Raw genomic sequence first — 22,697 nt, 5'->3', positions numbered from 1 at the left:
AGTGTTTTACCCGTGGTTTAAGTTCTGTTACCCAGGAGCATTAGGGATGATCGCTCCTGAGAGCTTTAAGAATACTATAACACATAACCAGCATGATCAGCATAAAAGGAAAGGCCGAAGCAATCGAGGCAGTCTGAAGGGCTTTCAGGGCAGCCGTACCGCCCACAACAATGAGCACAATGGTCATAGCTCCTTGCATAATCCCCCAGAAGCTGCGCAGTTTCTTGCTGGGATCCATATCTCCATTGGAGGTCAGCATAGCCAGAACGTAGGTAGCTGAGTCGGCAGCACCCACAAAGCAAGTCACGATCAGCAGGATGGCCAAAGGACCGGTTATGGCGTAGAGAGGCATCTGCTGCAGCAGGGCAAACAAAGCCGTGGTGTAATCAGCATTGACAGCATTCTGAATAAATCCTCCGGAAATCTGGTCCAGGTTAAAGGCTGCTCCGCCGTAGATAGCCAGCCAAATAAAGGAGAAGCCGACCGGCAGCAGGGTTACGGCAAAGACAAACTCCCGAATGGTCCGCCCCTTCGACACCCGTGCCACAAACTGACCGACAAAGGGAGCCCAGGCGATCCACCATGCCCAGTAGAAGATGGTCCAGCCGCCTACCCAGCTTTCATTGGCCATCCAGAAGGTTTGGCCGACAAAATTCTGCAGATAATCGCCCAAACTTTGGGTAAAGGTATTGAGGATAAAGACTTTGCCGCCAAAGTAGAAGATAAAAACCATAAATGCAACGGATAACCAAACTTTGACATTAGCAATCGACTGCATGGCTTTATGCAGACCGGAGACCGTGGCCAGGGTAAAGATAACTGTGATCACGGCAATGACAAGGGAAATCGTCAGAGGGCCGGCCGGAATTCCCCAGATGTACTGTATTCCTGTGGCTATCTGGCTGGAACCCAAGCCCAAACTGGTAGCAATTCCAAAAATAGTGGCGAATACAGCCAGAATATCGATGGCCTTGCCAATCGGCCCATAAATCCGATCGCCAATGAGGGGATAGAAAGCCGAGCTAATCAGGAAGGGCAGCCCTTTGCGGAATTGGAAGTAGGCCAGAGCCAAACCGGCGATAGCAAAGTTAACCCAGGCATGAATGCCCCAGTGAAAGAAGACCACCCGCATGGAAGTTTGCATAGCCTCTACGGTTCCCGGTTCTCCGAAAGGCGGACTGTTAAAATGCATGATGGGTTCGGCAACGGACCAAAAGACCAAACCAATGCCCATGCCTCCGCCGAAAAGCATGGCAAACCATTGGAAATTGCTGAATTCCGGTTTATCGTCATCGGCACCCAGCTTGATTTTCCCGTAACGGCTGATGGCTATACCAAAGACAAAGATAATAAAAATTGCAACAGCTAAAAGGTAAAGCCAACCGAAATTCGTGGTTAATAAGGCAAAGACTTTATTGACCACATTGGCCATATTTTCAGGTAAAAATACTCCCCACAGAACAAACAACAGGGCAATGGCTGAAGAAATATACAATACAGTGTTTTGCTTCTTGTCAACTCCCATATTCACTCACCTCTCCAAATTTTTCAATAATCCGAAAATTTGCTATTGAGAGAAATCAGCGGCAGGTGTGTAACCAACGCCGCTGATTACATTGTTCTAACGGATAGCGAAGCAACGAGTATTGACTCCTGCCCTCTCTATTTGCCCAAAATCTTATTAGCAAGTTCAACTGCGTCGTCTGCAGTTTCCGCCCATCCATCCGCACCGATCTCATCAGCCCATACCTGGCTGGTTGGGCCGCCGCCTACCAACACTTTATAGCTGTCTCTTAAATTCTTCTCTTTCAGATATTCGATCAGTTCTTTTTGCTTGATCATGGTGGTGGTCAGCAAGGCGCTGGCTCCGATGATATCTGCTCCTACTTCCTGAGCCTTAGCCACAAAGCCTTCCGCTTTAATGTCCGTACCAAGGTCAATTACCTTATACCCTGCCGCTGTGAACATAGCGCCCGTTATATTTTTACCGATATCGTGGATATCCCCTTCCACAGTGCCCAGGACGATTTTACCCTTGGATTCCCCTTCACTCATTCCTTTCTTGGCAATTTCCGGCTCCAGGATAGCCAAACCGACTTTCATCGCTTCAGCCGACATCATGACATCCGGTAAGAACATCTCCCCTTCTTTCCACGCTGTGCCCACAACCTCAATTCCCTTGACCAGACCCGACTGAACCGTATCCACCAAATCAAGATCTTCATCAACAGCTTTTTGGGAAAGTTCTGCTACGATATCTTCATCTCCGTCAATAATCGCTTGCTTCAGTTCATCCAATAAACTCATGATCATTCCTCCCGTTATTTTCGTTATTGCCTACTTGTTTACTCTTCGCCAACTTCCTTACCCCGCTGGGCAATGAAGGCCTGCAGTTTGGCATCGATCTCCGGATCCAGGGCGGGGGGCACATAATTGGCCAGAATCTGCTGCCAACGGGCATGAGCGCGCTGCTTCGTCTCCAGCTTCTCTTTTGCCCAGGTATCATAGGCGCTTCGGTCGCTGAGGGTAGGGGTATAGAACTCCCGCTTATGATTTTTGCGCGTATGCTTCTGGGTGAGGAAATGTCCTCCGGGCCCTACTTTCTCTATCACGTCAAAAGCCATGCCGTCTTCGTCAAAGGTATAGCCCTTCATATAATGGAGAAGCATACCGGCAATTTCATCATCCATGATGAATTTCTCATAGGACATGGCCATGAAGTATTGGAGAATTCCCGCTGTATGGAGAACAAAGTTAACACCGGTCAGATTAGCTGCCATCAACGTCATCATGGACTCATAACCGGCTTGGGCATCCACAGTCTTGGAGTCGTTCAGTCCGCCGCCGGAACGGCTGGGTACTCCATAAAAGCGGGCCAGCTGAGCGCTTGCTGAGATAAAGAGAGCGCATTCGGGACTGCCGATGGAAAGACTGCCGCTGCGCATATCGCTTAAAGCGGAAGTAGAGCCATAAATAACCGGGGTTCCTGGGTTGATGCTTTGTGCTAAAGAGATTCCGGCTAAGACCTCGGCATTCTGCAGGGACAAGGTGCCTGCCAAAGATGCGGGACCGGTCGATCCGGCCATAACCAGTGAAGCAATGATCACAGCCTGACCTGCTTCCGCATAAGCCATCAAGGCCCCCAGCATTCTTTCGTCATATTTCAGAGGAGTCAAGGAGTTAATCAAGGAGACTAAGACCGGCTTTTCTTTAATCACATCTTTGCCGCCGAAGAGGATAGCAGCTATTTCGACGGAGTCTTCCGCCCTTTCTTTTCCTTCGGCACTGCCCATGAAGCACTTATCGGAGTTTTTAATCGAACTGTACAGCATCTGCAAATGACGCACGCCATCCGGAATGTCCTGAGGTTCCGCCATGGTGCCGCCGGAAAGATGCATATTCTTGCTGGCTCCGGCCAGTTTGGCGAAATTCTCGTAATCCTGCAAGGTGGTTTTACGCCGGCTGCCATCCAATTCGTAAATGAAGGGGGCTCCATAACCAGGCATAAAGACAATATTATCGCCGCCGATAACCACATTGTTTTCAGGGTTGCGGGCATGAAGGGTAAACTCTGCCGGTGCCGATTTGAGCTTGGACTCCACAAATTCACGGGTCAAATAGACTCTCTTGCCTTCGACCTTTTGCCCCTCCCGGCGAAAAACCTCTAAAGCCGGTTCGTACTCAAACTCAATACCGATTTCTTCAAGGATCTTCATGGTGTTTTCGTGGATTTTTTGAACTTGGTCCTCGGTCAGGATATTGTACTTAGGTAACAATTGACCCACCCCTTTTTTGAAATTTTTACATCAAATCAAGTTAAGTTAAGTCAAGAAAATAAGGTTTAGAAAATTTTGAGCAAAGGATGCTCTGTGGTTCCCATCTTAACTCCGGTCAGCTTATTGTTATAGGCAATCATGGCATCTGTGGTTGCTATAGCACGATAAACCCAGGGAGCGTTCATCATGGGACCATAGAGAATGAAATCGGCACCCTGTGTGATCGGATAAGTGAAGACCGCAGCCCCGGCAACTTCGAAGAAGGGGGTTCCTTTGGAACGCATTTTCTTCCAGAGATAGACTGCATTGGATGGCGCACAGCCACCGGGATAGCCGAATTGCTCTTTAACCACATTGATCGCTTCCGTCGTCCAGCTATTGCTGGCCACATCCAAGACTCCCGGATCCACAAGGAATTGCTCGATACCGGCCCGTTTGGCCGCTGCAATCAACCCTTCTTTATCATCCTTGCCCTGGAGAAGATCGATGCGGGCATTGGGCTTTAACGCTTTCTTACTGAAAGCAAGGATAACGGCGGTCTTCAGCCCTGCCTCTTTGATGGCGGCCAGCTCTTCTTCGGTGTAATGCTCTTCAATGGAATTGTAGATCAGCCGTTTCTGAATCTCCGGATCCTTGCCCAAATTTTTCAGGGCTCCTACCCGCACATCCGGGCTGATACTATCCAGGAGGAATGGGGCAGTGGTATTTTCCAAAATAAATTCCACGTATTTCGTAAGGGCTTCAACAGATTCTCCCAAGACATCAATGATAAATGGATTGCCTGTTTCTGCGCTTAGTTCGGCTTCCTGATCCAGCAAAGCTTTGGCTGCATCTTTGTCGAAAATTCCCTTTTGACCATCTGAGACGATCTTATGGCCCCGATAAAAAATGCTGCCGATGAGCACTGTTGGGTATTCCCCAGGCTGACCACCAACCTTAACCCCATTGATGTCATAAACATGTTGTTGAGCAGTAAATTTGAACATTTGACTTCCTCCTATGCAAAATGTGTTTTGATCTTGTCAAAATAATGTGTTGTTTGGCCCTCCTTATTTTCCGTCTATTCTAATAATTCTGATGCATTGAATATATCAGAAATAAATCGCCTAATAAATAATGCATTTCTGCTTATTTTAACGCTATCCTATCACAATCATCAACTCGAGTTTGAAGACTAAAAAAGCTGTTGCTCAACAAACGTCACCGTTCATTTTGCAACAGCTTTATCCCACATCCGTGTCACTTAAACCGGAAAGATAGCCCAGGGTTCTTCCTTTCAGGTCTCCATAAAAGTTAACCTACTTCACAACGACATTGACCAGCTTACCCGGCACCGTTACGATCTTAAGGATCTGTTTGCCTTGAGTCCATTCCCCAAGCCTGGGCAGCTGCCGGACCTGTGCTTCCAATTCCGCCGCGGAAATCTGGGCCGGAACCTGAATCCGCTCCTTAACCTTCCCGTTGATCTGCAGGACCACAGTGACCTCTTCCTGGACCAGAGCCTCTTCATCCACTTGCGGCCACTCCCGGCTATGGATGCTGTCCTCATGGCCCAATTCACTCCAGATTTCTTCGGTAATATGGGGTGCAAAAGGCGCCAGCAGGATGAGAATGCTCTCCAAGGCTTCCCGGGCCACCGCCAAATTCACCTGGGGCTGTTCTTTGTACAGATAAAGAGCATTGACCAGTTCCATAATGGCACTGACGGCTGTGTTGAAGTTGAAGCGTGCTCCCACATCCGAAGTAACTCTTTGAATGGTTTGGTGGGTTTGACGGCGCATGTCCTTGGCAGCTTTGTCCAATTCGCCAAATTCATTAGCCCCTGCCCCAGTAGTCTTTAAGACTTCTTCGTATTGAGCCGCCAGACGCCACACCCGGTTGAGGAAGCGGTAGCAACCTTCCACCCCTTGGTCGTTCCATTCCAAATCCCGCTCCGGCGGAGCTGCGAAGAGGATGAAGAGGCGGGCCGTATCGGCACCATATTTAGAAATAATTTCTTCAGGACTTACCACATTACCCTTGGATTTGGACATTTTAGCCCCGCCCAGGCAAACCATCCCCTGAGTGAGTAGGTTGGCAAAGGGCTCATCGACTTTAAGATAGCCAAAATCCCGCAGAGCCTTAGTAAAGAAACGCGAGTACAGCAAATGGAGAATAGCATGCTCTACTCCACCTACATATTGATCCACATTCATCCAGTGATCTGCAGCTTCTTTGGCGAAGGGGAGCTGAGCATTGTGGGGATCAGTATAGCGGAGGAAATACCAGGAGGAGCACATAAAAGTGTCCATAGTGTCTGTTTCACGACGGGCCTTACCGCCACAGGTGGGACAGATGGTTTGTTTAAAGCTTTCCGAGGTGGTCAGGGGATTCTCCCCCGCTTTAAAGACCACATCGTCCGGGAGCATGACAGGGAGTTGGTCCTGGGGCACAGGAACAATTCCGCAATGATCGCAATAAATCATGGGAATGGGAGCTCCCCAGTAACGCTGACGGGAAATAAGCCAGTCACGGAGGCGGAAATTCACTTTCCGTTCACCAAAGCCATCGTGCTCAGCTTTATCACACATCTTCTCCCAGGCCTCCACATTCTTGAGACCATCATACTCGCCGGAATTCACCATCATTCCCTCTTCAACGAAAGCTGCTTGAAGAGGAGTATCCTTTTCCTCCACAGGGGTTCCCTCAGGCAGGATAACGGTCTTAATGGGAAGCTTATACTTCCCGGCGAACTCAAAGTCCCTTTCATCATGGGCCGGTACGCCCATAACCGCTCCTGTTCCGTATTCAAAAAGAACATAGTTAGCGATCCAGATGGGTACTTTTTCTCCGCTATAGGGGTTAATGCAGTAGGCCCCGGTAAACAGGCCTTCTTTTTCGGTTTCGGTGGAAGTCCGGGCGATTTCATTCAGCCCCTTCATCCGTTCGATAAAGGCTTGCACGTCATTTTCGTATTCCGTACCAGCAATCAGCTTTTGCACCAAAGGGTGCTCCGGTGCCAGCACTACATAGCTCACACCAAAAATCGTATCCACCCGGGTGGTATAGACCCGAATTTTATCCCCGTGGTTCTCCAGGTCGAATTCCACTTCGGCTCCTTCAGAACGGCCAATCCAGTTTTTTTGCATGGTCTTCACTTTATCAGGCCAGCCGGGGAGTTTTTCCAGATCATCCAAAAGCACTTGAGCATAGTCCGTAATCTTAAAAAACCATTGTTCCAGATCTTTTTTGGTAACGGCGGTGTCGCAACGTTCACAAGCTCCATCCACCACCTGCTCGTTGGCAAGAACGGTGGCACAAGAAGGACACCAGTTGACGCCGGCTTTTTTCTTATACACCAAGCCATGTTTGTAAAACTCTAAAAAGATCCATTGCGTAAACTTGTAATAGTCGGGATGACAGGTCGTAACCTCCCGCTCCCAATCATAGGAGATTCCCATTTCCTGAAGCTGCCTTTTCATATTGGCGATATTTTTCCAAGTCCACTCAGCCGGCGGCGTTTGATTCTTAATGGCCGCATTTTCTGCCGGCAGCCCAAAAGAATCCCAACCGATGGGATGCAGAACATTGTAACCCCTCATCCGCTTAAAGCGAGCGATGACATCCACTATAGAATAATTCCGGACATGTCCCATATGAAGATTGCCGGAAGGGTAAGGAAACATCGCTAAAGCATAGAATTTGGGTTTATCAGAATGCTCTTCGGCTTGATAATCTTTTCTGTCCACCCATTTTTTTTGCCATTTAGGCTCAATCTCTGAAAAAAGATATTTCTCTTGCATTATAATTTTCCCCCTTAAACATTCCGAACTCCATGATCGAGATGAAATCAAGATATAAAAAACTCCCATCCCTAAAGGGACGAGAGTAACTTCCCGCGGTACCACCCAATTTCAACTGCACTTCATCGATGATAACGGCTCGCACCGGCACTCATTATGATCTGAGTACAGCTCCGGGGCGAGTGCTTACCAAAGTCTCACAGCAACTCTCACCGACCGTTGCCTCTCTGAAATGAGGTTGTTTGGGCTTATTCCCCTTCATTGCTTTTCGCAAGTTTCCTATATAATAATCCAAAATTCGGCATCATGTCAACTATCAAGAACTGATCACCGGCGCGTCTCCCCAGAGCCGCTCAAGATTATAGAATTCCCGCTGGTCCGGAGTCATCACGTGAATCACCAGATCTCCGCAATCCACAAGAACCCATTTGGCCTCCTGCAACCCTTCTACTCTTAAAATAGTCACGCCCAACTCGGGGAGCTTCTCGGAGAGGTTATCGGTGATCGCCTTAACTTGAGTGGTGGAATTTCCGGTTGTGATCAGGAAATAATCTGTGACCATGGAAATCCCTTTGAGGTCAAGCAGAATGGTCTCCCGGCCTTTTTTGTCTTCAACAAGGTTTACAGCGCCATGCAATTGCTTATCTGTCAGCAAATTTTTGCCTCCTTTTTAAATCTTCATAGGTAAGCAGTGTTTGAGGATGGATGCTCCGCTTACTTTTTCGCAAATAATTTAAAGTATGTTCAACACACATTAGTGTACCATTCTCAAGATTATCATACAAGGATTGTCGTAGTTTGTCTACATCGGGAAAAGAACGCTGAGGTTCTGTTAGATCAGCACTATAAATTAACATCTCCAAGCTCCCCATTCCCGGAGCTCCTAAAGTGTGATGAGCTATCGCCGCCAATACTTCCCGATCCTTGTAGCCATATTCACACTCCAGCCAATAAGCTGCCAGGGGACCATGTAGACTCTGAGGATTGTCTTCATCCTCAGGATAGCGAATTAAATTCCACTCTTTCGCCATAGCAATCTGTTGCGTAAAATCAATTTCTTTCTTAAGGTCATGCAAATAGGCAGCAATCTGAGCCCTCTCACCATCCACCTGGTGCTTTATGGCCAGCTCCTGAGCCCACCGGACAACTCCCAAAGTATGACTGAACCGCTTCTTTGACATGGAACTGTAAGCTAAATTGTAGGCTTCCTGAATATCCAAAATCGCCAGAACCTACTTTCCAATAAATATATGCTAAAGAAAACCCGGCTTCACCACGAAGACACTGTCTTCGCACTGATATGAACGAGGCTGTCAAGTGTGCCTCTTTAAAATCTTTTGGTTTTATCTTGGAAAGACTAACTATGGCTCTTTCCAATCATGGAGGATAGGGCAATGCTGGAGAGCAACCCGAGCGCCATGATTGGGTTCTGCTACAACGGGGAACTGGATTACCCCCGGTTCCCTCTTGAATTTGAAACGTTGTAGGAGAATCTAAAGCGTTAAACTCTTGGGGCAAAGCCCCAACCTATTACACTCTCCTTTTAAAGACACGGCACGAAGGCAAACAAAACATCGACGGTGAGCAGTCTGATATTCGTGGGTTTGGCTATCCACATTAAATCTCTCCGTCGGGGGAGCTAAGCCACGAACTTGTGTCGTGCATTCAAACGTCAATGACATCTTAGCACATGTGCGAATCGTGGGTTCTCCTTTACGGATTTTCACGTTTGCCTTCGGGCCCTACCTTCAACTGGGTGTTCTTTATTCGTTATCGTTGAATCTTAAGACACGGTCTCTTTCTCCAGTTCATTGGCAATGGCCCAAACAAAGCCTGCTAATTCACGGGCCACTGCTGAGACGACTTTGCCGGGAGGTTTGCCCTTGGCCATAAGTTTAGAGTATTTACCATGCAAACGATGTTGAGCCTTCCATGCCATAGCTTGAACCTGAGGGGGGAGTCCTTCCTGTCTTTTGAGAAGATTCCCTTTGAGTGCCGGTTGATATCGGTAACTCCAAGCAGCCTCGACCAGCAATCGGCGAACATGGGTATTTCCTGCCTTGGTGATCGCCCCCTGTCTCCGTCTTTCTCCACTGGAATATTCGCTGGGAACCAGCCCGGTATAGCTCATCATGGATCGAGCACCTTTAAATCTAGTAAAGGAACACACTTCAGCCACTAACCCTATCGCTGTAATCTCTGCTACTCCCCGTAGTGATTGTAATCCTTGAATGATAGGGGCTTTAGGGCTATACAGGGCTTGATGATGCATTTCCTGTTCTATCCGTTGTAAACGTTGCTCTATCTCGTTGAGATGGTGGAGGTATTCCTGAAAGACCACACGAAGGGCTGCATTACTCCATTCTAAACGATTAAGCCACTTACGATGCGCTGCAGACCAATTTCTGACGTTCTCTGGAGAAGTGATGTTATTGCGCATAAGAAACTTGGTGAGGCGATGCCTTGCTCTGAGTTGATCCTCTTTAGCATCTTCCCGAGCCCGGACTAAGTCACGAAGCGCTTCATCCTCTTCAGTTGGAACATAAACAGAGGTCAACTCTCCGGCACGCAAAAGCTGGGCTAAACGCAAGGCATCACGACGGTCCGTCTTGACCCGTTCCCCGGGTCGTTTTGGAATGAGTGACGGGGCCACAACAACACATTCAATGTCCATACTTACCAGCAAACGATACAGCCAATAACCCGTTGGACCAGCCTCATAGCACACCTTGAGTTGTGAGGAGTCGCCTAGTTTCTTAAAAAGTGTTCTTACGGCTTCAGGTGTATTAAGAACAACTCCCCAATAACGCGGTGCTCCACGACCTTCGTCAGCAAGAGCGACAGCAATCTTTTCTTTTGAAACGTCTAATCCTACGTATTTTGTGGCATCCTTCATAGTATGGCTCCCCTTTCGTATGTAGCTCTGTTTTGGTTCGGCCATACTAGTTTGTACCAAAACAACCTACGATTTACGAAAGGGGTGCCTCGTTCATGATAACTTGTTGCTTTAAACCCATGCTTGCCAATGAGGTGAAGTCGCCGGTTGCACTTATGCTTAGAAAGTATATAGCGCAAGCTTATACTTTCTGACAGTGCGAGAAGACCCTTCTGACCTTTTGGGCAAGAGGGTCTTCCAGAACTATGTTTTTTTACATCTGCTGCTTAGGTCTTGCTTCATTGACCGTTAAAGGCCGGCCGCCGAAATCCTTCCCATTAAGGTCTTCCGCCATACGTGCCGCATCCTCATCTTCAACCTCTACAAAACCAAAACCTCGTGAGCGCCCTGTCTCACGATCCGTAATGATACGACTGCTTATCACTTGACCATACTGGCCAAAGAAAGAGTTGAGATCTTCAGATGTAGTGTTCCAGGGTAAATTTCCGACATAAAGGGTTGCCATATTTGCTGTCACCTCTTGCTTATTGGATTCGAATTTAGTATGAGCAAAAGCTCCAGAACTATACTTACCTGATTTTGTAATCCACAAATCAAGTTATAGCGCTAAACTATAAAACTATGCCCTATACAAATCTGCCTCTTCAATATAGAGACGAACGGATTCAGGAAGCAAATAGCGAATGGGCTTCCCTTCTTTGACCCGGGAACGTATATCGGTGGAAGATATGGCTAAAGCAGGCACATCAAAAAGATGCATATGGGGCAGAAATTCCGGATAATCCCGTTTCAATTCTTCAAGAAACTCATGAGGGTCGAATCCAGGGCGGGAAGCCCCGATGAAATGGCTGAGGGATAAAACAGACTGTACTTCTCTCCAGGTGAAAATCTCGCGAAAGGCATCTGCTCCCGTAATAAAATACAGCTCGTGCTGCGGATAGAGCTCATGCAACTCCTTAAGGGTATCCACAGTATAGGAATAACCTTTACGCTGGATTTCCAGATCAGAAACTTCAAAAAAGCTGTTATCCTGAACAGCACGTTTGACCATTTCATAGCGATCCCCGGGAGAGGTTACCCTACGCCCCACTTTATGGGGAGGATTACCCGTGGGGATAAAAATCACTTTCTCCAAGGCAAATTCATGGTGGGCCATTTCAGCCGCCACCAGATGACCATAATGCAAGGGATCAAAGGTCCCTCCCATAATCCCTATTCTTTTGGGTGGAGCATTAATGTTCATAGCCTTTGCTTCCTCGACTGCTTACTGCTTTTATACCTATTATAGCACCTTATCCTCTGGGAAGATAAGGCTTATCGCGGCAAATCGATCATGGGCTTCTTCTTCGACTCGCGATAGAGCAGAAAATTTCTCCCAATGACCTGAACCAACTCCGCAGAGGTGCGTTCCGCCAATTCTGCGGCTGCGCTTTGTACATCTTCCATGCTGTTAGGGAGCACTCTCCCTTTAATTAACTCCCGGGCTTCCAGAGTCTCATCGGTTTGTGCTATGACAGCCTCTGTGACTCCTCCTTTACCAATCTGTAAGATGGGATCCATCTCATTGCCCAGGGAGCGTAAAAAACCTTTTTGTTTTCCGGTTAACACCGCAAAACCTCCTAACTTATCTTCTTACCTTTTCTTACTCTTCCCACTCGAACTCTATCCCAGCAATCTGAACCTTATCTCCCACTTTTATACCTTCATCCAGCAAAGCGCGTTCAATTCCCATCGCCTTGAGGATATTCTGGAAGCGATAAAGTCCATCCTCCCGATCGAACATGGTCATCTGCACATGTTTTTCAACTTCCTTACCGGAGACAACAAAGAAGTCCCCTTCACGGGTCAGTTCAAAGCGATGCGGAGCTGACGCCTGGGTCAGCTTATGCTGTTCCTCATCCCGCACAAAGATCTGGGGTGCAGGAATTTCCGGCAACGCTTTCGCGGCAGCATAAACCAATTCCTTCAGCCCTTCTCCTGTAGCTGCAGATACCGGGAAAATACGGTAGTCTTCCCCCAGCTTCTCTGTCAAGCGCTGCAGATTTTCCTCCGCACCGGGAATATCCATTTTATTGGCCACAATCAAGATCGGGCGGTTAGCCAGCTCCTGACTATATTGGCGAAGCTCTTCCGCAATGATTTGAAAATCTTCCAGGGGATCCCGCTCCTCAGAGCCTGCAATATCCAGGACATGAAGAATCAGACGGGTTCTTTCCGTATGTCTGAGAAATTCATGACCCAGTCCGGCTCCGGTGTGAGCCCCTTCAATCAGCCCGGGGATATCCGCCACCACGAAACTTTCCCCATCCTCCAGCTCAACTACCCCAAGATTGGGCACCAGCGTAGTAAAATGATAATCCGCAATCTTGGGTTTAGCCGCCGAGATTCGGGAAATGATCGTCGACTTGCCTACATTGGGAAATCCCACCAGTCCTACATCGGCCAAAAGCTTCAGCTCCAGAAGGAGGTTCCGCTCCTCTCCCGGTTCGCCGTTTTCCGCTACAGTGGGGGCTTTATTGGTATTGCTCATAAAACGGGCATTACCGCGGCCGCCTCTGCCGCCATTGGCAACGACAACTTTTTGCCCATGCTCAATCAAGTCGGCGAGGATTTCTCCTGTATCCGCATCTTTAACAACGGTGCCTACAGGAATGCGGACGCTCATATCCTCCCCGCTCTTCCCGTGCATATTCTTTCCCTGTCCATGTTCCCCGCGATCAGCCTTGTAATGGCGTTTATAGCGGAAATCCACCAATGTCCTGAGTCCTTCATCGGCGATAAAGATGACCTTGCCGCCCCGCCCCCCGTCGCCACCGCTGGGGCCACCCTCAGGAACGTATTTTTCACGGCGAAACGCCACAGCCCCGGCTCCGCCGTCTCCACCTTTAACATAGATTTTTGCCTGATCGTAAAACATGCACTATCCCCTTCTGATCCCTAAGCTGATCAACTATTGTGCTATAAATTGCTGTTCAGAGTCTTTATAGCAGCAGCTCTGTTTCCATACCACCTTATCGTCATCAAGCAAAGATAAACTGCAAAGAGCTTCGCCAGTCCCTAATTTGATTTCAACGACAGGTTCCTCCAACCCTTTATAACGCTTAAAAATTGCCTTCACACATTCTTTAGTGTACCCGTATAAGACTTCTCCATATTCCTCTTGCCAAAATTCTTGCCAAAAGCGCTCTTTTTTCAAGGCACTATCGAGCTGAACTTCAACCCAAAGACCTTCTTTGCGCAGCTCCACAACCAAACCCAGCAAGATAGCGCCGACAATCTCCTGAGGAATCTGTCCGATATCCTGCTCAGCTTCCAGGCCACTGATCCCCTCCTGCATATAGAGCAACGCTCGATCCGCCTTGCCTAACTGCAGATAGCCCTTGATGACCTGCCAGTGATTAAAAAAGTCGTGACGCTGCAGCCGGTAGTGGTCCAATTGTTCTGTCAGAAGAGTTCGTTCTAAGGAGGATTTACCAGGCACTGTCTTCAATCCTTTCTGGGGCTTATTCCGCATATAACACATAACACAAAACCCCCGGGATTCTCCCAGGGGTGCGATTGTGATTTCCTTTAAGCTTGAGCAGCCTGGCGCTCAGGATAAATGCTAACTTGTTTGCGGCTACGATCTTTACGCTCGAATTTAACATAGCCATCAATGGTTGCAAAGAGGGTGTCATCCTTACCCAAACCACAGTTCTTGCCAGGATGAAACTTCGTTCCCCGTTGGCGAACGATAATGTTCCCTGCGGTAACGAATTGACCGTCTCCACGCTTTACGCCCAGACGTTGCGCATTACTGTCACGACCATTTCGAGAACTACCTACCCCTTTTTTATGGGCAAATAATTGCAGATTCATTTTTAACATGGAGTCCACCTCCTCCGATTAATAGTTACATATTGCTCACCATAGCTCTGTTGAATTCCTTCAACCCCTAAAACCATGGTTCCTAAAATCCATTGGGCATGATCCAGTGTCCCAGGCTCACATTCAGGGAGAGTACAGCTTAAAAACCCTTGCGGGTCGTCCACTTCAACCTCCGGTTTACATGGAAGATAAAATTCCAAGCCGTTGACCGCTGAGATACTCAACGCAGATACGGCGGCACAGACAATATCCAATCCGTACTCGGCATATCCTGCGTGCCCACACAATTCAAACTTGCGAATCCGTTGGTTGTCATCCAACCAAAGATTCAAAGTAATACCCTGATGTTTCATCTTATGCTTGGATAGCTTCAACCACTACTTTAGTATAGGGTTGACGATGTCCTTGTTTACGGCGATAATTCTTTTTGGATTTCATCTTGAAAACAATTATCTTTTCGCCTTTACCATGCTCCACAACTTTGAGAAGAGCTTTGGCACCATCCACAACCGGAGTACCGACTTTAACAGCACCATCTTTCTCTACCAAAAGAACTTTATCGATGGTCACGGTATCTCCCACATTGGCATCAAGCTTTTCCACGAAGAGGACCTTGCCTTCTTCAACACGGAATTGCTTACCCCCTGTTTCAATCACTGCGTACATTATTACACCTCCCATGCCTAGACTCGCCTTGTCAGGCCGGTTTGTTTCAATCTCCCTGCAAAAAAGAGATTACGACACAAAAACCTGTTAAAATGCCTGTTTCGCGCGGTTGCGGTGAGAAGTCACCACATTTAGATATTTTAGCACTAAGTGCTCTATGCTGTCAATTGCTTCTAAGCTTTCCCACGTTTTTTTATCATTATTTTTTGATTGGGCACCATTATATTTATATCTTTCCGGAGCCATCGCAATGGGGACAGGGATGTCCATACCTTACTTCGAGGGTTTGTCCGACTTTTTTGCGCGTCATTTCCACCAATCCCAATTGAGTCAGACCCATCACCTGACATTTCAGTTTATCCCGTGCTACCGCCTTTTCCAGCACCTGCAAAAGCTGTTCTTTGTCTTCCTCTGAAGTCATATCGATAAAATCAATAACGATAATCCCGCCCAAATTCCGCAAACGCAGTTGTCTGGCTATCTCAAGGGCCGCTTCTTGATTGATGTGCAGGATGGTATCCTGAAGTGATTTATCCCCCACATACTTACCGGTATTCACGTCGATAACTGTCAAGGCTTCAGTTTGCTGAATCACCAAATAGCCGCCGCTTTTCAGCCATACCTTAGGCTGGAGAGCCTGGCGGATCTTATCATCAATGCCATAATCCGAGAAGATATCCTCTTTATAAACCAATTGCACGTGGTTCGCAGCCGGATGGCCCAACTCCCGTAAAGCGTTGCGCATCCCCTCTGCAACCTCGGGTTGATTAACAGTAATGATTTTTACTTCCTGATCCACCCAATCCCGGATCGCCCGGGAAACCAGATCCACATCCTGATGAACCAAACCAGGTATGGACACGTGAGGGATTTTTTTCTCCAAGCGCTCCCACAAAGCTACCAGTTCTTTGAAGTCAGCGGCAAGCTCCTTGGCCTCTATTCCCTTAGCCAAGGTCCGGACGATGATTCCTTTGTCTTCCGGACAGGCTTCACGGGCTATCTCCCGCAGCCGCGTTCGCTCTGCTTCTTCCGTAATCTTGCGCGAAACGCCTATATATTTAGTGTTTGGCATCAGGACAGCATAACGGCCGGGGATGGTAAGATTGGTGGTGATTCTTGCTCCTTTGGAGCCTACCGGTTCTTTGGTAACCTGAGCCAGCAGCTCCTGGCGGGGCTTGAGCACCTGCTCCACCCGCAGCTCATTTGACGGGGGAAGGCGCTCATCTTCTTCATACTGAAAGGGCACGGCATCTCCCACATAAAGGTAAGCATTCTTCTCCAAGCCAATATCAACAAATGCCGCCTGCATACCCGGCAGCACATTGATAACCCGCCCCCGGTAGATATTGCCAACCAATCGGGAAATTAAGCCTTCCTCTTCATAAACCTCAACCAGTTCCCCATCCTCTAGCACCGCTGCCCGCATTCTTTGGGCCTGGCCCTGCAGAACAATCTCTTTCACGGGTGGTTCCTCACTTCCCGAAGGCCTCATCCAAAGGGGAGAACTTTTGCCCTTCGTAGCTTACATAAATTCCTGTGCGCTTAATGCGAAGATGCTCCAAATCCAAGGGGAGGTTCTCCAAATCACCAAGGCTGCCCAGAACTTCCTCTGGTCGGACGCTGCCCTGGTTTCCCACTTCAACTTCGATGTCAAAGATGGCCTCATCGCCCTGGATCTTACCTGCCAATACTTTAACCCAGGGTCTTATATCCTTCTCAACTCTGCCCTTCTTACTATAACGTATATAGGGTACTTGCTGTCTTGCCAGCCAAGCTTGGATACCCTCTTGCAACCGTGCTTCGCTCACCGGCAGGCCCAAGGAGGCAGTGACTTGATAACTGGCCGAATTTAATACTGCCATTAAAGCTTTGGCTGCCTGGGTTACATATCTGCCTTCAATGAGACGGATCCCCGTAGGGAGCTGCTCCTGCAAACGGCCCATGAGCTCTTTTAAATCCATTTCCTGAGCTAATTCAATATCCACATACTCCTGTTCGCCTTCGACACCCACCGCCAAAGCAGACCCAAAGGCGATCTTCGGATGGGGATTAAACCCCTCCGAATAAGCCAGGCGGACGCTTGCCCTGCGCAGGGCACGTTCAAAGACTCTGGCCAAATCCAAATGCGCAATATATTTCGCTTCTTCCATTTTGGTATAGGCGATTCTTACCCTCAAGGTCCTCACCCTTTCAAATCAATCTGTAACCCTCGTTCAGGACAGATACCGCACCCTGTGCAATCCACATACCGGCAGTCCAGTGTCCTTGACTCTTTCAATGCCTTGTGATGTTCATTCATGAGGAAACGCTTATTCACGCCGCTCTCAATATGATCCCAAGGAAGTATATCGTCATAATCCATCGCCCGATGAGCGTAAAAATGAGGATCAAGCCCTAGTTCTTCTATGCATTCCAGCCATGTTTCATACTTAAAATGCTCATTCCAGCCATCGAACTTACAGCCTTTCCGGACGGCCAGTTCCAATACGTCGGCCAGGCGCCGGTCTCCTTTAGCAAAAACTGCCTCCAAATAGCTTGTTTCTACATCATGATAATTATACTTAATGCGGCGATCCCGCAACTTTTCACGCAAATACTGTTGTTTTTGTTTTAGGGAAGCCGTTCCTTCCTGGGGCTCCCATTGAAAGGGAGTATGGCTTTTGGGGACGAAGGAACTGGTGGACACCGTGACATTCACATTCCGGCGGCCTAAGCGCGTTCCCAGCTCGACTACCTTTTTGGCCATAGCTACAATCCCGTCCAAATCCTCCTGAGTCTCCGTAGGCAAACCAATCATAAAGTAGAGCTTGATGCTGGACCATCCCGCTTTGAAGGCAGATTCCGCCGCATCAAGAAGATTCTCCTCGGTGACCCCTTTATTGATCACATCCCTCAAGCGTTGGGTTCCCGCTTCCGGAGCGAAGGTAAGCCCGGATTTTCTTACCTTTTGAACTTCTTCAGCCAGCTTTACATCGAAAGAATCCAAGCGCAGAGAAGGTAAGGACACACTGACTTTATCCTCGCTGTACTTATCCAGGATTCCCCGAATAACCGGTTGAATACAACTGTAATCTCCGGTGGAGAGGGAGGTTAAGGAGATTTCCTCATAGCCTGTGGATTTAACCAGCTCTTCCGCATGCCTCAGCAATGTTTCCGGCGAACGTTCACGCACCGGGCGATAGAGCATCCCCGCTTGACAAAAGCGGCAGCCTCTTGAGCATCCACGCATGACCTCAAGCATCATGCGATCGTGAACGATCTCCATATAAGGGACAATGGGGCTGGTGGGGAAGTAACTTTGATCCAAATTGCGAACGATAGCCTTTTGGACAATCTTGGGTACCCGGGGATCTGCTTCTATGGACTGAATCCGTCCGTCTTCCAGGTAACGGACCTGGTAAAATTCCGGGACATAAGCCCCCTCCACCTGAGCTACTTTTAGGAGAAACTCCTCCCGGGAAACCGGATTTTCCTTCTGCTCTTGAATTAAACGAAGGAGCTGGGGCAGGGTTTCTTCCGCCTCTCCGATCATCAGGAAATCGATAAACGGGGCGAGGGGTTCCGGGTTATAGGCACACGGTCCGCCGGCGATGACCCAAGGATGCTCCGGTCCCCGGTCTTTGGCCCGCAGCGGGATCCCGGCCAAATCCAGCATATTAAGGATATTGGAAAAGCTCATCTCGTATTGCAGGGTAAATCCTACCACATCAAATTCCTGTAAGGGGCGATAGGATTCCAAAGCATAGAGGGGAATAGTATTCTCCCTCATCCTATCTTCCATATCCACCCAAGGAGCAAAGACCCGTTCACATAGAAAATCCTCATAGGAGTTTACCAAATGATAGAGAATCCTCAAGCCAAGATGGGACATTCCCACTTCATAGACATCCGGGAAAGCAAAAGCCATCCGAACTTTGCTATGCTCCCAATCTTTACGAATTGCATTCCACTCTGTGCCAAGATATCTGCTCGGCTTTAATACCTTGGGCAGGAAACGTTCCACCTGCTTACGAATATCTGCCGTATTATAATCGGTCATGATTAAAGCTAGTCCTCCTTGTTATGCGAGTTAGTTGGTAATTATCTATTATATCACAAAGTTGGAGGATTTGCACAAACCAAGCCGGCATAAGTTTGGCGAAAGCAATTCTTTTACATTCATTACTTTAAATAACCGCCTTAAAGCTTTCCCACAGGACAATGTATCCCTTTCCTCAGCATTCCTTCCACTACTTGGGTTTCCGTTAAAGTCCGCTCAATTCCAAAGGCCTCACCCCCGGGCAAGTGGATAAGTGCATAGCGATCCGGGGTTAGATCTTCCACGATACGTATGAGGGGGGTTTCTGCCGTCACGGCAATGGCCTTGCTCTTCATGATTCCTTTATGGAGAAGTTCTTCTTTTTTACGGGTAATTTGACGTAAGAAAGTAATTCGTGCCGAGTTAATTTCCTTTTGTCCCGATACCCAAAAGAATCCCGCTAAAAGAAAGCAGGTGGCAATTCCTTCATAGATCTCTTTCCCAACCAGGACCAAACCTGCTACGGCGAGGATCATCCCAAAGAATTGACCTGCCCGGGCCAGGAATTTCGTGGTCTGAACAAATCCAAAGGCATCGCAGAATAAGGCACGAACCACCCTTCCCCCATCCAGGGGGAGAACCGGTGTAAGATTAAACACAGCCAGCCAGAAATTAAGCTGAACAAAGGCCTCCGCTGTGGGCCCCGTCCAGATTCCTTCCCAGCGCAAGGCCTGAGCCCCAAAAAGAAGAACAAGATTAAAGACGGGCCCGGCTAAAGCCATCATGCTTTCCTCAAGTCTCCTGCCTTCAAAAAGATCTTCACAATGGGCTACTCCGCCGAAAGGATAAAGCTCCAACCCATTAACTCTGAAGCCATAAGCCTTGGCAGTCAGTAAATGAGCCAGCTCATGTCCTATGACCAAGAGGAAGATAAGAAGAGCCTGGGTAAACAATCCCAGGACCCCATAAGCAAGCAGAACCAGCCAGAATGTCGGGTGAACTTTTATGCTGAGCCCTTGAATACGAGCAATCTCCATCGCTTTCTCTTCCTTTATCGTTTTTCCTTTGCCACTTCCTCACGGCATTCCATATTATCTCCTACAGCCTCTGGTCAGCCCGCTACCTCTAGTTAGCAGGAACCAAGTAGGGCAAGGGATCCACTGGTACTCCATCCTTACGCAGCTCTATATGCAGCCATGTCTTTTTTAAGGGAGCTGATAGTCCCACTGAACCCAGCACCTGACCACTATCCACCCTTTGTCCTTCGGCCACGGCAATATCCCCAAAATTGCCGAGCACTCCTGTCCAGCCATTGCCGAAATCGAGCTTAACCACTCTTCCCAGTTGCGGATCCTCTCCCACATGAGTCACCACCCCTTGATAAGGTGCTACCACGGGGATACCTAAAGCACTGGCCACATCAATCCCATTGTGGAGACCGGCCTGCCCTTCCCCTGCTCCCCCAAACCCGGCCATGACTTTGCCTGATACAGGGGGAATGAATTTCCCCTGCATGGTCGCGTCCACAGCTGTGCTCTTATTTTCGATGCTCATCCCCAAAACCTGCAAAGCCATGCCATTAAGGGATGCATAATAATTGCTGCTTTGTACGGTTCCCTGATAAGCCGTATAAATCCCTTGGGACAGCATATCTTCTCCCTTGGAAGCGAAGAAAACCATTAAGAAAAAGGTCACGGAAAGGGCTGCCTTCTTCTGTAGTCCGGTCCATTGATACAGAGGCCCCAAGGGCTTCTTTTTCCTTGTATAGGGTCGCTTCCGCGGCCGCTCCTCGTAGTTAAAGCCTCTTTCCCGGCCCACCTCCTGAGCCGCCCTTTCCCATTCCCAATCATCCCAGCGCTCATATGGATTCATGCTTTTTCCCCCGCCTTATCCAAAATCATGCTCGTACACTTGCTTAAACCTATGCGGTAAAAGCTTATCGTAGAACTGTTTTGAAAAGAGCCGAAAGAGGATTCTCCAGGATTTTGCTTTACACCGGTCGCTTAAATTCGCTTCCTCCTGTCAAGCAAAATCCTTGGGCTGCTTCTTAGGTCTTGTGCATGCAGGGCTTTAAGGGAACTGCGGGGGAAGTTGTACGATGTCTGAGCCGCTTTTTCCGTCTTTACCGACGTCGCTTTGAGCGGCAAGGTCGGCGCTCCCCAGGAAAGTCTCTGAAGAAGGACCTGGGGAGAAGCTAACGCGAGACCCGTAAGACGTAGCTTTACGTACAAAAGCGGACGGATTTAGCGAAGCCACGGTTCACATCAGGTATTACCCGGAGGTTTGGCGTAGCTGTTAAGAAAGCGAGTGAACCAGCCCCGGAGCTATGGAGTACGCGTTGTGCGTAAAGCTACGCGACCTGAACCGAGTTACGCGCCCCAGACCAGCTAAGCGGCACGACCCAGACAACCGCTCCCATCCTCCGCTGGCACAGCACCCCAAAGACACAAAAAGCACCGACCTGCCCTAGAGCCTGTCGGTACCTTTTCTCTGAACATAAGCCGCTGTCGCTAAAACATAAGCCGCTGTCGTCTGATATTGATGCTAAGCAAAACACCAATGGCCATAAGATTGGCCCACATAGCACTGCCTCCGTAACTAATCAAAGGGAGCGGGATTCCTGTCACCGGCATAATTCCCGAGGTCATACCTACATTGACGAGAATATGAAAGGTAAACATGGAGACGATTCCGGCTGCAACCAGCGTTCCATAAACATCTTTGGCCTTCATCCCAATATTGACCGCCCTAAGCAAAAAGATGAGGAAGCAAAATAACAAAGTAATAGTGCCGATGAAACCGAATTCTTCACCGACTACGGAAAAAATAAAGTCGGTATGATGCTCAGGCAGGAAATCAAGCTGGGCCTGCGTCCCCTGGCGATAGCCTTTTCCCCAAAATCCTCCTGATCCAATAGCCCATATGGACTGAATAATCTGGTAACCATCTCCACTGATATCGGCAGCCGGATCGAGAAAAACCGTCAGGCGCTGCAGCTGATAATCATGGAGGGGCAAAGGAATCGCCTTGGCAAACTGCAGCCAGCCGGGCAAATCCTCCGCAAAGTGAACCCATAGTGCAAAAGCTACAATAAGTATTCCACCTACGATCAAGCCCCCGAACTTCCAGGGATTGGCACCCGCTACAAACATCATGCCGATCAAAATCGCCACAAATACCAAGGCAGTTCCTAAATCAGGCTGTTTTACAATAAGGAGCATGGGAATAAGTATATACAAAAAAGGCGGAATGAAATCCCGAAACCGATTGAGCTTTCCTTGACGCTTGGACAAGAAATCGGCAAACGTCACAATAATAAACAATTTGGCAAATTCAGAGGGCTGTATGTTTTGAGTGGATGTAACCGGGATCCAGCGCTGAGCCCCTTTAGCCTCTTCTCCGAAAGCAAAAACCGCCAACAGCAAGGCAATATTAAACGCATAAATCCACCAGGAAAAGCGCCTTAACTTTTGATAGTCAAATAAAGCGATGACCGTGCATAATATAAGCCCGGTGGCAATCCACACCGACTGGATTTTCAGAAGGCGGAAAGGCTGTGATTCGTAGATATTATATGAAGCTGTACTCTGAATGAGGAGACTCGTGCCTAAGAGCAGAAAAACAAACAGGATAAAAAGAAAGTCGAGATTCTTCAACATTCGACGATCGAGCATAGATAAAGTACCCCTTTT

General features: G+C 48.4%; 22 protein-coding genes and 2 other annotated features. All 22 genes read right to left on the bottom strand.

Going from position 1 to position 22,697, the window contains the following annotated elements; genetic code table 11:
* Window positions 1–40 precede the first annotated feature (40 nt).
* Window positions 41–1,525 carry a BCCT family transporter gene (locus DESLBE_RS21270; RefSeq protein WP_005816517.1) on the bottom strand — a complete coding sequence of 495 codons (1,485 nt, stop codon included), beginning with the start codon at window positions 1,523–1,525 and terminating at the stop codon, window positions 41–43.
* 137 nt (window positions 1,526–1,662) lie between these two features.
* Window positions 1,663–2,307, bottom strand: coding sequence for a corrinoid protein (locus tag DESLBE_RS21265; RefSeq protein ID WP_015945169.1), 645 nt, complete (start codon window positions 2,305–2,307; stop codon window positions 1,663–1,665).
* 38 nt (window positions 2,308–2,345) lie between these two features.
* Window positions 2,346–3,785, bottom strand: coding sequence for a glycine betaine--corrinoid protein methyltransferase (gene mtgB / locus DESLBE_RS21260; protein WP_005816521.1), 1,440 nt, complete (start codon window positions 3,783–3,785; stop codon window positions 2,346–2,348).
* 56 nt (window positions 3,786–3,841) lie between these two features.
* Window positions 3,842–4,762, bottom strand: coding sequence for a methylcobalamin--tetrahydrofolate methyltransferase (gene mtgA, locus DESLBE_RS21255; protein WP_005816523.1), 921 nt, complete (start codon window positions 4,760–4,762; stop codon window positions 3,842–3,844).
* A 312-nt stretch (window positions 4,763–5,074) separates the two neighbouring features.
* Window positions 5,075–7,558, bottom strand: a complete 2,484-nt coding sequence (gene leuS, locus DESLBE_RS21250) for a leucine--tRNA ligase (protein ID WP_011460890.1) — start codon at window positions 7,556–7,558, stop codon at window positions 5,075–5,077.
* Window positions 7,559–7,630: 72 nt separating this feature from the next.
* Window positions 7,631–7,829 (bottom strand) — a binding site (T-box leader).
* Between the two features lie 45 nt (window positions 7,830–7,874).
* Window positions 7,875–8,213 (bottom strand): ribosome silencing factor, encoded by a 339-nt coding sequence (rsfS, locus tag DESLBE_RS21245; protein WP_005816526.1) that lies wholly within the window; start codon window positions 8,211–8,213, stop codon window positions 7,875–7,877.
* Entirely contained in the window at window positions 8,200–8,778 is a 579-nt protein-coding gene (gene yqeK / locus DESLBE_RS21240) for a bis(5'-nucleosyl)-tetraphosphatase (symmetrical) YqeK (protein WP_144678159.1), read from the bottom strand. The genes rsfS and yqeK overlap by 14 nt, the downstream gene beginning before the upstream one ends.
* A gap of 563 nt (window positions 8,779–9,341) precedes the next feature.
* Complete coding sequence (locus tag DESLBE_RS21235; RefSeq protein ID WP_144678158.1) at window positions 9,342–10,454, bottom strand: IS110 family transposase; 1,113 nt, start codon at window positions 10,452–10,454, stop codon at window positions 9,342–9,344.
* 253 nt (window positions 10,455–10,707) lie between these two features.
* Window positions 10,708–10,959 (bottom strand): RNA-binding protein, encoded by a 252-nt coding sequence (locus tag DESLBE_RS21230; protein WP_015945172.1) that lies wholly within the window; start codon window positions 10,957–10,959, stop codon window positions 10,708–10,710.
* Between the two features lie 114 nt (window positions 10,960–11,073).
* Entirely contained in the window at window positions 11,074–11,697 is a 624-nt protein-coding gene (nadD, locus tag DESLBE_RS21225; protein WP_144678157.1) for a nicotinate-nucleotide adenylyltransferase, read from the bottom strand.
* Between the two features lie 71 nt (window positions 11,698–11,768).
* Window positions 11,769–12,062 (bottom strand): ribosome assembly RNA-binding protein YhbY, encoded by a 294-nt coding sequence (gene yhbY / locus DESLBE_RS21220; protein WP_005816535.1) that lies wholly within the window; start codon window positions 12,060–12,062, stop codon window positions 11,769–11,771.
* Between the two features lie 34 nt (window positions 12,063–12,096).
* Window positions 12,097–13,371 carry a GTPase ObgE gene (gene obgE / locus DESLBE_RS21215; RefSeq protein ID WP_144678156.1) on the bottom strand — a complete coding sequence of 425 codons (1,275 nt, stop codon included), beginning with the start codon at window positions 13,369–13,371 and terminating at the stop codon, window positions 12,097–12,099.
* A gap of 33 nt (window positions 13,372–13,404) precedes the next feature.
* On the bottom strand, window positions 13,405–13,977 hold the full coding sequence (locus DESLBE_RS21210) for a Spo0B domain-containing protein (RefSeq protein ID WP_015945173.1): 573 nt from the start codon (window positions 13,975–13,977) through the stop codon (window positions 13,405–13,407).
* Between the two features lie 47 nt (window positions 13,978–14,024).
* Complete coding sequence (rpmA, locus tag DESLBE_RS21205; RefSeq protein WP_005816541.1) at window positions 14,025–14,321, bottom strand: 50S ribosomal protein L27; 297 nt, start codon at window positions 14,319–14,321, stop codon at window positions 14,025–14,027.
* A complete protein-coding gene (locus tag DESLBE_RS21200; protein ID WP_005816543.1) occupies window positions 14,315–14,674 on the bottom strand; it encodes a ribosomal-processing cysteine protease Prp in 360 nt (119 codons plus the stop codon). Before DESLBE_RS21200 ends, rpmA begins: the two co-directional genes overlap by 7 nt.
* A gap of 1 nt (window position 14,675) precedes the next feature.
* A complete protein-coding gene (rplU, locus tag DESLBE_RS21195) occupies window positions 14,676–14,987 on the bottom strand; it encodes a 50S ribosomal protein L21 (protein ID WP_011460896.1) in 312 nt (103 codons plus the stop codon).
* A gap of 9 nt (window positions 14,988–14,996) precedes the next feature.
* Window positions 14,997–15,108 (bottom strand) — a sequence feature (ribosomal protein L21 leader region).
* Between the two features lie 105 nt (window positions 15,109–15,213).
* Window positions 15,214–16,449, bottom strand: coding sequence for an Rne/Rng family ribonuclease (locus DESLBE_RS21190; RefSeq protein ID WP_144678155.1), 1,236 nt, complete (start codon window positions 16,447–16,449; stop codon window positions 15,214–15,216).
* 10 nt (window positions 16,450–16,459) lie between these two features.
* A complete protein-coding gene (locus tag DESLBE_RS21185; protein WP_018212433.1) occupies window positions 16,460–17,173 on the bottom strand; it encodes a TIGR03936 family radical SAM-associated protein in 714 nt (237 codons plus the stop codon).
* A complete protein-coding gene (locus DESLBE_RS21180) occupies window positions 17,170–19,026 on the bottom strand; it encodes a TIGR03960 family B12-binding radical SAM protein (RefSeq protein WP_144678154.1) in 1,857 nt (618 codons plus the stop codon). The genes DESLBE_RS21185 and DESLBE_RS21180 overlap by 4 nt, the downstream gene beginning before the upstream one ends.
* Window positions 19,027–19,166: 140 nt before the next feature.
* Window positions 19,167–20,042: a M50 family metallopeptidase gene (locus tag DESLBE_RS21175; RefSeq protein WP_144678153.1), complete on the bottom strand. Its 876-nt coding sequence runs from the start codon at window positions 20,040–20,042 to the stop codon at window positions 19,167–19,169.
* Window positions 20,043–20,130: 88 nt separating this feature from the next.
* A complete protein-coding gene (locus tag DESLBE_RS21170) occupies window positions 20,131–20,877 on the bottom strand; it encodes a peptidoglycan DD-metalloendopeptidase family protein (RefSeq protein ID WP_005816557.1) in 747 nt (248 codons plus the stop codon).
* 638 nt (window positions 20,878–21,515) lie between these two features.
* Complete coding sequence (gene rodA / locus DESLBE_RS21165) at window positions 21,516–22,679, bottom strand: rod shape-determining protein RodA (protein WP_058491252.1); 1,164 nt, start codon at window positions 22,677–22,679, stop codon at window positions 21,516–21,518.
* Between the last annotated feature and the right edge of the window lie 18 nt (window positions 22,680–22,697).

The organism is Desulfitobacterium sp. LBE (assembly GCF_007830365.1).
Classification (GTDB): Bacteria; Bacillota; Desulfitobacteriia; order Desulfitobacteriales; family Desulfitobacteriaceae; genus Desulfitobacterium; species Desulfitobacterium hafniense.
Note: the sequence above shows the minus strand (reverse complement) of the source record. Positions and strands in the feature narration are given on the sequence as shown.